The organism is Ideonella sp., assembly GCF_035254525.1.
In the GTDB taxonomy this organism is placed as follows: Bacteria; Pseudomonadota; Gammaproteobacteria; order Burkholderiales; family Burkholderiaceae_C; genus Ideonella.
This window is the reverse complement of sequence record NZ_DATFAN010000201.1, coordinates 1-11,888: the sequence shown is the minus strand read 5'-3', so window position 1 is coordinate 11,888 and position 11,888 is coordinate 1. Positions and strand designations below refer to the sequence as shown.

Here is an 11,888-nt window from a genome sequence, read left to right as displayed (position 1 = left end):
CGGGGCCAGCAGGCCGAGGCGGAACATCTGCGGGGTCTGCGCGGCCCACTTGCCGCCGCGGTCGATGGTGGAGGCGACCCGCGTGTCGCGGCCCTGGGCCTTCAGCGTGTCGGCCACCGGCAAGGCGAGCAGGCCGCCGACCTCGTCGGCCATGCATTCGTCGATCAGGCGCTCGACCCACTCGGGGCGGATCAGGCAGCGCGCCGCATCGTGCACCAGCACCCAGTCGTGCGGCTGGGCGCCGCGCTCGCGCAGCACGGCCAGGCCATTGGCGACCGTCTCGGCACGGGTCGCGCCCCCGCAGCGCGCGACCCAGCCGCGCTCACCTTCGAAGGCGGGCACGGCCGCGTCGAACTGCACATCGTCGGCCGCCAGCACGACGAGCGTGGCGGCCAGCCGCGGCACCGCGGCCAGCGCCGCCAGCGTGTGGGCCACCATCGGCCGGCCCGCGACGAGCTCGTATTGCTTCGGGCCCGCCGCCCCCGAGCGCGCGCCGACACCGGCGCAAGGAACCAGGGCGTAGCAACGGGGCATGGTCCCGGCAGGCTCGATCAACATGGCGCGATTCTAGAATCGCATCTTTGCCCCGCCGGCCCGTCATGCGCCGCCGCGGGGCGTATTGCTTTGGGTCCGGCCCGCCAGTTCGACTTCATGCAACTCCCCACCATCGCCCCCGGCAAACGATTCACGCTGCCCCGCCCCATCGGCTCGGCCGATGCGCTGCTGCTCGCCCGGCTGGCCGAGGCCCGCGCGGCCGAGAAGCGCCTGTTCGCCATCGTCACCGCCGAGCCGGGTGATTCGCAACGGCTGGCCGACGAGCTGCCCTTCTTCGTGCCCGGCCTGCGGGTGGCCGTGTTCCCCGATTGGGAGACCCTGCCCTACGACACCTTCAGCCCGCACCAGGACCTGATCTCCGAGCGCCTGGCCACGCTGTGGCGCATCCACCAGCGCGAGGTCGACGTGGTGCTGCTGCCGGCGACCACCGCGCTGACGCGCATCGCGCCGCCCGCCTTCCTCGCCGGCACCACCTTCCAGTTCAAGCAGAAGGCCAAGCTCGACGAGGCGGCATTCAAGAGCCAGTTGACGCTGGCCGGCTACAGCCACGTGAGCCAGGTGGTGTCGCCCGGTGAATACGCGGTGCGCGGCGGGCTGATCGATCTGTTCCCGATGGGCTCGACGGTGCCCTACCGCGTGGACCTGTTCGACAACGAGATCGATTCGATCCGCACCTTCGACCCCGATTCGCAGCGCAGCCTCTATCCCGTGCCCGAGGTGCGGCTGCTGCCCGGCCGCGAATTCCCGATGGACGACGCGGCGCGCACGCGCTTTCGGCAGCGCTGGCGCGAGATGCTCGAAGGCGACCCGACCAAATCGCGCATCTACAAGGACATCGCCCAGGGCATTGCGACCGCGGGCATCGAGTATTACCTGCCGCTGTTCTTCGACGAGCCGGCAACGATCTTCGACTACTTCGCGCCCGACACGATGCTCGCGCTGCACGGCGAGGTCGACGAGGCGCTGCAGCGCTTCTGGGCCGACACGCGCGAGCGCCACCGCTTCCTGCAGCACGACCCCGACCGGCCCATCCTGCCGCCCGAGACGGTCTTCCTGCGCGTCGAGGACTTTTTCACCCGCACCAGCCCGCACGCCACCCTGGCCCTGCGTGGCAACGACCCGGTCGACTGGGCCCGCCCACTGCCCGACGTGGCCACCGACCGCGGCGCCACCGAGCCGCTGGCCGCGCTGGAGAAGCACCTCGACACCACGCCGCACCGCGTGCTGCTGGTGGCCGAGAGCGAAGGCCGGCGCGAGAGCCTGCTCGAGCTGCTGCGCGACCACAAGATCGACGTGCCCAGCGTCGGCACGCTGGCCGAGTTCGAGGCCGGTGACGAGAAGGTGGCGATCACCGCAGCGCCGCTGGCCGCCGGCTTCTTCTGGCATGAACCCGAAGCCCAGCGCGAGATCCAGTTCCTCACCGAGACCGAGCTGTTCGCCAGCTCACCCACCACGCGCCGCCGCAAGAAGCAGGAGCAGACCAGCAGCGTCGATGCGCTGATCAAGGACCTGTCGGAGCTGAAGATCGGCGACCCGGTGGTGCACGCCAGCCACGGCATCGGCCGCTACCAGGGCCTGATCCACATCGACCTGGGCGATGGGCCCTCCGAATTCCTGCACCTGACCTACGCCGACAACGCGACGCTGTACGTGCCGGTGTCGCAGCTGCACCTGATCAGCCGGTACACGGGTGTCAGTGCCGAAGAGGCACCGCTGCACAAGCTGGGCAGCAACCAATGGGACAAGGCCCGCCGCAAGGCCGCCGAGCAGGTCCGTGACACAGCAGCCGAGCTGCTGAACCTGTACGCGCTGCGCGCCGCGCGAGAGGGCCTGGCCCACCGTTTCTCCCCCCACGACTACGAGGCCTTCGCCGCCAGCTTCGGCTTCGAGGAAACGCCCGACCAGCGCGCCGCGATCCACGCCGTCATCCAGGACATGATCAGCCCCAAGCCGATGGACCGCCTGGTCTGCGGCGACGTGGGCTTCGGCAAGACCGAGGTCGCGCTGCGCGCCGCCTTCATCGCCGTGCATGGCGGCAAGCAGGTCGCGCTGCTGGCGCCGACCACGCTGCTGGCCGAGCAGCACTACCAGACCATCTCGGACCGCTTCGGCAAGTGGCCGGTCAAGGTGGCGGAGTTGAGCCGATTCCGCACCGCGAAGGAGGTGCAGGCCGCGCTGGACGGCATCGCCGCCGGCACGGTCGACATCGTCGTCGGCACGCACAAGCTCCTGAGCAAGGATGTCAAGTTCAAGCGCCTGGGCCTGCTGATCATCGACGAGGAGCACCGCTTCGGCGTGCGCCACAAGGAGGCCATCAAGGCCATGCGCGCCGAGGTGGACGTGCTGACGCTCACCGCCACGCCCATCCCGCGCACGCTGGGCATGGCGCTCGAAGGCCTGCGCGACCTGAGCGTGATCGCCACCGCCCCGCAACGCCGCCTGGCCATCAAGACCTTCGTGCGCAACGAAGGCAGCGGCACGATCCGCGAGGCCGTGCTGCGCGAGTTGAAGCGCGGCGGCCAGGTCTACTTCCTGCACAACGAGGTCGAGACCATCGAGAACCGGCGCCAGAAGCTGCAGGAGCTGATGCCCGAGGCCCGCATCGCCGTGGCCCACGGCCAGATGCCCGAGCGCGAGCTGGAGCGCGTCATGCGCGACTTCGTCGCCCAGCGCTACAACCTGCTGCTGTGCTCGACCATCATCGAGACCGGCATCGACGTGCCCAGCGCCAACACCATCGTCATCAGCCGGGCCGACAAGTTCGGCCTCGCGCAGTTGCACCAGCTGCGCGGCCGCGTCGGCCGCAGCCACCACCAGGCCTACGCCTACCTGCTGGTGCCCGATGTCGAGGGCCTGACCAAGCAGGCCGCGCAGCGGCTCGAAGCCATTCAGGAGATGGAAGAGCTCGGCTCCGGCTTCTACCTGGCGATGCACGACCTCGAGATCCGCGGTGCCGGCGAGGTGCTGGGCGACAGCCAGAGCGGCAACATGATGGAGGTCGGCTTCCAGCTCTACAACGACATGCTCTCCGAGGCCGTGCGCGCGCTGAAGAACGGCCAGGAGCCCGACCTGCTCTCACCCACCAGCGGCGTCTTCGGCAGCACCACCGAGATCAACCTGCACGCCCCCGCGCTGCTGCCCGACGCCTACTGTGGCGACGTGCACATGCGGCTGAACCTCTACAAGCGCCTGGCCAGCGCCGACCGCGCCGACCAGCTCGATGCCCTGCTCGAAGAAGTCACCGACCGCTTCGGCAAGCTGCCCACGCAAGGCCAGACCCTGTTCGACACCCACCGCCTGCGCATCCTCGCCAAGCCCTATGGCGTGCAGAAGATCGACGCCGGCCCGCGCCTGATGAACATCACCTTCCGCCCCAACCCGCCCATCGACGCGATGCGCATCATCGAGCTGGTGCAGAAGAACCGCCACATCAAGCTGGCCGGCAACGACAAGCTGCGCATCGAGCGCGAGATTGCCGAGCCGAGGGAGCGGGCGCAGTTCGTGAGGGATACGTTGAGGGCGCTGGGGCAGCCTGTCAGCTGATCGTGACCCACATCGACGGGGCACGGCCGCTGGCCTGTCGCGCCGGTGGGCCGCTAAGAACGCGCCCCCGACTCGATACCGTGCCTCCACCCAGGCACGTTGATGTAGTAGCGCGTCGCCTTGCCAGCGCCAGCCGTCCACAGCTGCCCATTCGAGACCATCTCGGAAAGGTCGCGGGTGGCGGTGGCTTTCGAGGTGCCGGTCATCTTGATGTACTTCTCGGCATTCAGCCCCCCCGAGAAGCCGCTATCTCCATCATCGAGCAGCCGCTGAAGCACCTTGCGTTGCCGCTCGTTGAGGGCGGTGCTGGCATGCGCCTCCCAGAACCGGCGCTTTTGCAGCGCCTGGTCCATGACCTGGTCGGCGGCCTCGTATGCGGCTGTGCACTGGCGCGCGAACCACGCCACCCACGCGGTGGCGTCCAGCGTGCCCCGCTGCACGAGGTTGAGCTGGTCGTAGTAGTCCTTGCGCGATGCGAGCAACTGCCGCGAAAGGCTGTAGAGCCGCAGCGACGGCTTCAAGTGCTGGGCCACGGCCATCTCGACGATGGCGCGCCCGACCCGGCCGTTGCCGTCCTCGAAGGGGTGGATGGTTTCGAACCAGAGGTGCGCGATGGCGGCCCGGGCCAGGCCGTCGATGGCAGGGCCTGGGGCGGCGGCCGTCCGAGCGGGCGAGGTCGCGTCGAACCAGGCGAGGAAGGCCTGCATGTGCCGAGGCACGTCGGCCGACCTCGGCGCCTCGTAGTGCACCACCTCGCGCCCCAGCGGGCCGCTCACGATCTGCATCGGGTCTTCATGGTCCCGGTATCGGCCCACGGCAATCCGCTGGATGCCCGAGGTGCCCCCGGGAAAGAGCGCCGATTGCCACCGGCACAGCCGGTCTTCGCTTAAGCGTTGGTCGCAGGCCGCGTTCGCATCGTTGACGACGGCCACCAGGCCATCGACGCTGCGATCAACCGGGCCTGTGGCGGCCAGCCCCAGCCGCCGCATGACGGACGAGCGAACGATGTCCATCGACAGCCGCTCGCCTTCGATCGCGGCCGTGGCCACCACCTCGTGGGCCATGGCTTCGAGCGTAATCTCGCTCGTGCTCGTCAGCCCGATGGCGGCGGCCTTGCCTTCGATCACGCCATGCATCCGGTACGCCTCGGCCAGATGGGGCGCAGCCGCCTGCGGGTCGAACCACAGCTGGGGCCAGTCGGGCCGTTGCCAGATCCAGGTGGGCGCACTCATGAGCCGCATTTTGCCATTTGCGGCTCACTTTGTGAGCCGAACCCGGGCCGATACGGCTCGACGCCCCAAGGTCACCCGCTGCTCAATGCGAGGATCCAGAGCCCACCGGCCATCAGCGCCACCCCGGCCACCCTGGCGGTCATGGCGCCGAAGGGAAGCAGCTTTTCGGCGAGCACGACCGCGGCCAGCACGGCAATCCAGAGCAGGTTCATCACGCCGCCGACGAACAGCAAGGCCATCAGGCCCCAGCAGCAGCCCACGCAGAAGCCGCCGTGCCGCAGGCCCATGACCAGCGCGCCCCGTGCACCCTCGCGCCATTCGGCCAACAGAAAGCCCATCGGCGACCGGCACCTGGACAGGCAGACCTGCTTCGCCGGGGCGAATTGGTAGAGGCCGGCGCCGAGCAGCAACACGGCGTTCAGCCTGGGGCTGGCGCTCGCCATCAGATCCGTGACCAAGGCGGCCTCCCGCAGGCCCCATTGCACGCCGGTGGCCAGCACGCTGAACGCCGACCACACGAGCAGGTAGCCCAGCAGGAACGCCACGGACCATCGGCCAGCCCGCTCGCGGCCGGGGCGGGACCGGGACAGGGCATTGAAGGCGAAGAGCATCGGCGCCGCGCTCGGCACCATCATCGCGATCATCATCACCAACCACATCGCGAAGCACAGCGCGAATTCGGCCGGCCCCCAGCGCCCCATCGGCATCAGGGCCATGAAGATGGCGCTCCTACCGGCACCGGCCATCGCATCCATCGAATCGGCCAGCAGCACCAGATACAGCCACGCCAGCAGCGTCAGCAAGAGCAGCCCGGCGCCGGTCATGACGCGCTCGCCGCGCGCCCATGCCGCGGCGACACCCGAGCTGCCCGCCGACATGCCCACGGGCTCGGTCAGAGCCTCATGACGGCCCGCTCCAGTCGAACGGGAAGTGCTTGCTCGACTTGCCGCTGCGATCCCACTTGAAGCCGAAGCCATCGGCGCGGTCGATCGTGGCGACGCCCCAGGTGGCGATCTGCCCCGGCCCCACTTCGGCCCCCGGCGGGTTGTGCACCTGCACGCGCTGGCCGGGCGCCGTGGTGGGCCCCGTCAACGCTTGCGCCTCGCCCAGCGCAACGCCCGGGATCTCGACACGCCAGCTCGACAAATCATCCGCCACCGCGAAATCGATATGCGCCGTCGTGACGCCACGCATCGTCTCGATCAGGTCGGCGAACCCGGCCATCCAGCCGCCGGCCTGCCCGCCCCAGATGGCCTGGATCGCCTGCTGCTGCTCGGCACTCGCGCGGTCGTCGATGTAGATCGCCATCTGTGCCTTCGCACCGGCCCAGAGATTGCCGGTGAAGCTGCCCAGCCCGACGACACTGAGCCCGGACAGATCGACCGAGCCGAACCGGCCCTCCGAGATGTGCCAGGCGAGGATGCCCTCGCAGGTGTTGTCCGTGGGCGGCTGCGCGAAGGTGCAGGGGCAAGGGATGTTGCACTTGCAGACATCGAACCAATCGCCCTTGGCATGCCATTGCGGAACATCAGCCATGGCCGGCCTCCTTTCGTCGATCGACGATTGGCGACACTAGACCATCGTCAAACCGATCGCAAGCCCACGAACATGGCGCTACGGGATGACGAGTCGGCGCGAGGGCCGGACCCTGTCGCCCTGCGGCGAGAGCACGGGCTCGTCCACCACCACCCGCAGCGGATAGAGCTGCTGGGCCGTCACCGGCAGCTTGGTGGCGTACATGGCTTCGTTGAAGACCGTGCCGCTCCTGGCCTTGGCCAGGGCGAACACCGGCACGGCCTTCGCGCCGGCGAACGAGGTCGAGATGTAGTCCCCCACCATGAAGCCCTGGCTCGTGTTGGCGAGATCGGTCACGGCCATCGGCCCGGCCAGCGTCTGCGGTGCGCTCCAAGTTGCCCCGCCATCGACTGAGGACACGAAGCCCACTGAGAGCTGGCAGGTGCTTTCGGTGCAGTTGGCGTTGGGATAGAAGTAGTAGGTCAGCGCAAGGCGGGCCGTGCTGCCCGCGCTCTTCCGGTCCACGGCAATACCCGGGATGAAGTGGTCGACCGTGCTCGAGGTCGGATCGATCGGGATGCGCACGGGGGACGTCCAGGTCGTTCCGTTGGTCGAGGTGCTCATCACGATGTCGTTCGAGGCGCACCCGGCCCGGAAGCGGCAGTCCTGCCACACGACATAGACCTTGCCCGCAGCGTCGACCTCGGCCGAAGGAAGCGGCAAGGTCCGCAGGTTGCCGGCAACGCCATGCTCGCTGATGTTGGCCACGAGCGTCGATGCGCCCCAGGACGTACCGCCGTTGCCCGACTTGTAGGCGAGGATCTGGTCTGCAAAGGCGCTGAGCGCCGGGACGACGACGTCGCCCGATGGCTGGGCCAGCGGCTGGCCGCCCAGGCCCGTGGCGCTGTCCTGCGTGGCCTTCTTGGCCCCCCAGGTCTTCCCGCCGTCGGATGACGTGCTGGTCAGCAGCAGATCGCCGGCGAAGACCTCGTCCCAGGTCGCATAGCAGTTGCCGTAGTGGGGGCTGGTCTTCGTGTTGTCGCAGGCGATCCAGGTCTTGTCGTAGAAGCCCGTCGTGGTCGAGACGGTCACCGGGTCACCCCAGCTCAGGCCGCCATCGGTCGAGCGGCTGACCAGCACAGCGACGCCGGTCCCGCCCTCAAGGCCGAGCGAAGTGATCAGCCAGGCACCGTGCTTGGCGTCATAGGCGACGGTGGGGTCGGAGACGCGGTCGTACGGCCCGGCGGGCGTGCTGTTCACCGTGGTCGAGGGCAGGAAGCCGTGAACCCAGGTCTTGCCGCGATCCTGCGACGTGGCGAAGCCGATGTTGGACGCGCCGCCGTCGAAGAAGCGGCCTGTCTGGAACGCCGAGACCACCGTCGAGCCGAACGCGAACGTGTCGGGCTCCACCTGGGTGGCATGCTGGCTGTCCGGGTTGGTGTACTGATCGCTGCTGATCCGCTTCCGGCCAGCGGCCGACGCGGGGCCGGCCGCCAGCAACACCAGGGCGCAAGCACAGACCACAAGACGGGACGATCGTTGCATCGATGTCTCCTGACAAGGCCACGGTGAAGCGCACCGGATGGTCGCGCCTGAGGGCAAGGGGCCGAGCCTAGTCACGCCGGGCCCACCTGTGAACCCCCTAGTGCTGCGACCATCGCCGGCCCTGCGGCGTGCAGAAGATCGAGCCGCCCCCCGGCTTTGGGAGTGGCTGGAATCGACCCTTTGCTGTCGGTCGACTCATCGGATTGATCGCGTAAAAGCAGTCGCGGTGGAGCAGCGCAAACTGCCCGCCCCCCAGTCTTGAGGCCGATTGCGCGCTTGGCACAATCGCAGGCATGCCCTTACACCTCGCCCTCGCGGCCAGTGGCACGCTAAGGAAGGTGCATAACCCCGGGGTGACACGCGTTGCCCCAGGCGGCCGGAGCGAAGGACATTGGGGAGATGAAGCAAGCCTGCCTGGGACTGAACCTGCGCCTGTTCGCGCGCGCGGTCTTGACCTCAGCGAGGGTCTCGCGGGTGAGGCAGGCCATGAACTCCTGGACCGCTGCTGCCGACTTCCAACCGTGGCAACGCCGAGCCTCCGGGCGGCCCCGGTGATAAAGTGAAAATGCCCCGCCCGCTTATCCCGCCACCAGTCAGTGTCCGCATCGACACCCAAGCCTTCCCAGCCGACGAATAGCCGTCGTCACAAATTGCCCACGCTCGCTGACGTCGCGCGAGAAGCCGGCGTGTCCGATGTAGCGGCATCCTGCGCGCTCAACGCCGGCAAAGGTTCGACTCGCGTCTCAGCGGAGACCCGCGAACGGGTGCTGGCGGCAGCGAAGCGCCTGCGCTACCTGCCAAACGCGACGGCGCGTGCACTCAGCCGTCAACGGGCCAACGCCATCGGCTTCGTCGCGAACATTGCCTACGAGGAACCCAACCTCTACTTCCAGGAGCTATTCAACGGCGTCGTGCGGGGCGCGACGGACGCCCAGCAGACCACATGCATCTTCCCGCTCAGCAGCTGGGATGAAGCGCCGAATCGCATCCCCGCGCTATGTGACGGCCGCGTCGACGGACTGGTCGTTCTGGCGCCGAATCTCGAAGATGACAGCACGACCTGGCTGCCATTACATACGCCCTTGGTCACGATCCATGCCGGAAGGCAATTTCAGGGTCAAGTGAACGTCGAGGCGGACGACGAGGCCGGTGGTTTCGGCATCGTGTGTCATATGTTTGAACTTGGCTATCGCCGTATCCTCTGCGTGGGCGGACCGCCGCACAACAAGAGCGCGGACCGCCGTGTCGATGGCTTTTTGCGTGCGCATGCCGAGAACGCAGTGGAAGTTGCTTCCGACCACGTGATCCGCACATGGTTCACTGTGGAGGACGGTCGACGGGTGATGGAGAAGTGGCTGCAGAACCACCGCGGTGAACCGCTGCCCGAGGCCATCTTCTGTGGCAACGACGACATCGCCTTGGGATGCATAGAAGCGCTGGAGGCCCGAGGGCTGGGCGTACCTCGGGATATCTCGGTCGCTGGCTTCGACGATACCTTGCTGGCCCGCAGACTGCGCATGGCGACCGTGCGTCAGCCGCTGCTCGAAATGGGTCGTCACGCGGTCAACGTCCTCATGCAATTGATCGAGGCGCAGCGCAGTGGAGAGCCGTACGAGGGCCCGCGCAATATTGTCCTGCCCGTCGAGATCGTTCCGGGCCGGACGTTGTTCGACTGCCCCCGCAATGCGCCGCTGATGATCCCCTGAACCGGCACGCGAGCCCACAGCGCCGATGGGTTTTCCCTAATTAGTTCGACGGCCGATCCAACTATCATCGCGCCGTGCGGCATAGAGGCCGCATTCATTTTCACCAATTGATTCGGCGCCGAATCAACCTCGATTTGATGGTTTTGGAGCGCATCCCGCGGCGCAGCCGCTGGTCCTCCACCGCCAGTTAAGTCCAACGCACCCTCTTGTCAGCCCGACCCAGCCCATGATTGACCTTGCCCTCGGTGTCCTGATGCTGGTCGCCGCCACGATGGCGTCGGCCCAACCCGTCGAAGCCCACCTGATCGTGACGCAGGACCCTGCGGGCCCGCGCATAGAACCCACCGTCTACGGCCACTTCGTCGAGCATGCCGGCACGGGCGTCTATGGCGGCCTGTGGGTCGGCCCGGAGTCGAACATCCCGAACACGCGCGGCTGGCGCAACGACGTGGTGCAGGCGCTCAAGCGCGTCGGCGTGCCCGTGATGCGCTGGCCAGGCGGCTGCTTCGCTGACGACTACGACTGGCGCGACGGCATCGGCGACCCTGCCCAGCGCCCTGTCCGGCGCAACCGCTGGTGGGGCGGCCTGGAGAGCAACCGCGTCGGTACCCATGAGTTCATGGACTTCGCCGAGCAACTCGGCAGCGAGGTCTACCTCTCCGGCAACATGGGTTCGATGCCGCCAAGGGCCGCGGCCCAGTGGCTGGACTACATGACGGCCGACGACACCTCCGCGCTGGCGCAGGAGCGCCGCCGCAACGGCCGCGACAAGCCCTGGAACGTCAAGTACTTCGGCGTCGGCAACGAGAGCTTCGGGTGCGGCGGCAACATGAGCCCGGAGCACCAGGCCGACGTGCACAACCAGTACGCCACGTTCCTGTGGTCGACCACGCGCGTGGCCTCCGGCGATGGCGAGGGTGATGACAACCGCGTCGAGGTGCTGATGAAGCGCTCCGCCAAGCAAATGGACGCGCTGACGCTGCACTACTACTCCGTCCCCGACAACTGGACGAAGCACGGCGACGCCACCGGCTTCGACGCCGGCGCCTGGGCGCGCACGCTGAAGGCCGCCCTGGGCATCGAGCAGCGCATCACCGCCCTCTCGACCATCATGGACAAGCACGACCCGGCCAAGCGGGTGGCGCTCTATATCGACGAGTGGGGCACCTGGTACGACACTCCGGCCGGCGCCAGCTCGCTGTGGCAGCAGAACTCGCTGCGCGACGCCCTCGTCGCCGCGGTCTCGTTCAACGTCTTCCACGCCCACACCGACCGCGTGAAGATGGCCAACATCGCGCAGATGGTCAACGTGCTGCAGGCGATGGCGCTGACCGACGGCCCACGCATGGTGCTGACGCCGACCTACCACGCCTTCGACCTGTACCGCCCGTTCAAGGGCGCGACACCCCTCAAGGCCACGCTGCGGGCACCTGCGTTCAGCACTGGCGACGTCGAGCTCCCGACGGTGCAGGTCAGCGCCGCGCGCGCGGCCGACGGCAAGTTGGTGCTGGCGCTGGTCAACCTTCACCCGGATCGCCCGGCGCGGGTGACGACCAACCTCACCGGCGCCGCCAAGGGCCAGGTGCTGACCGCCGCCGCCATGGACGCCCACAACACCTTCCAGCAGCCGCAGGCCGTCGTGCCCGCGCCCTTCTCGGCCAAGCCCGGCTCGCAGGGCCTGGTGCTGGAGCTGCCGCCCAAGTCCATCGTCGTTGTCGGGATGCAGGCCATGCACTGAGCTGCGTCCTTCCATACGCTCGTGTCCGGAGGAGACAACCGGCCGAGCACTTTC

8 protein-coding genes are annotated in these 11,888 nt (G+C 68.1%); 3 read left to right on the top strand and 5 right to left on the bottom strand.

The window, feature by feature from the left end:
* The coding region (locus VJ693_RS22480; RefSeq protein ID WP_324157936.1) for an IspD/TarI family cytidylyltransferase at positions 1 to 558 on the bottom strand (558 nt) is incomplete at its 3' end.
* 93 nt (positions 559 to 651) lie between these two features.
* On the opposite strand from VJ693_RS22480, the gene mfd reads away from it, so the two are divergent.
* Positions 652 to 4,098, top strand: coding sequence for a transcription-repair coupling factor (gene mfd, locus VJ693_RS22475; protein WP_324157934.1), 3,447 nt, complete (start codon positions 652 to 654; stop codon positions 4,096 to 4,098).
* Between the two features lie 53 nt (positions 4,099 to 4,151).
* Here the strand turns inward: mfd and VJ693_RS22470 are convergent, their stop codons facing one another.
* From VJ693_RS22470 to VJ693_RS22455, 4 genes are all read right to left on the bottom strand, one after another.
* Positions 4,152 to 5,330 (bottom strand): Fic family protein, encoded by a 1,179-nt coding sequence (locus VJ693_RS22470; RefSeq protein WP_324157932.1) that lies wholly within the window; start codon positions 5,328 to 5,330, stop codon positions 4,152 to 4,154.
* A 71-nt stretch (positions 5,331 to 5,401) separates the two neighbouring features.
* Complete coding sequence (locus VJ693_RS22465; RefSeq protein WP_324157930.1) at positions 5,402 to 6,133, bottom strand: DUF2182 domain-containing protein; 732 nt, start codon at positions 6,131 to 6,133, stop codon at positions 5,402 to 5,404.
* 97 nt (positions 6,134 to 6,230) lie between these two features.
* Positions 6,231 to 6,866 carry a DUF1326 domain-containing protein gene (locus tag VJ693_RS22460; RefSeq protein ID WP_324157928.1) on the bottom strand — a complete coding sequence of 212 codons (636 nt, stop codon included), beginning with the start codon at positions 6,864 to 6,866 and terminating at the stop codon, positions 6,231 to 6,233.
* A gap of 78 nt (positions 6,867 to 6,944) precedes the next feature.
* Positions 6,945 to 8,390: a sialidase family protein gene (locus VJ693_RS22455; RefSeq protein ID WP_324157926.1), complete on the bottom strand. Its 1,446-nt coding sequence runs from the start codon at positions 8,388 to 8,390 to the stop codon at positions 6,945 to 6,947.
* Positions 8,391 to 8,986: 596 nt separating this feature from the next.
* Here VJ693_RS22455 and VJ693_RS22450 point away from each other — a divergent pair.
* On the top strand, positions 8,987 to 10,096 hold the full coding sequence (locus VJ693_RS22450) for a LacI family DNA-binding transcriptional regulator (RefSeq protein ID WP_324157924.1): 1,110 nt from the start codon (positions 8,987 to 8,989) through the stop codon (positions 10,094 to 10,096).
* Between the two features lie 226 nt (positions 10,097 to 10,322).
* A complete protein-coding gene (locus tag VJ693_RS22445; RefSeq protein ID WP_324157923.1) occupies positions 10,323 to 11,834 on the top strand; it encodes an alpha-N-arabinofuranosidase in 1,512 nt (503 codons plus the stop codon).
* The last annotated feature ends 54 nt before the right edge of the window (positions 11,835 to 11,888 follow it).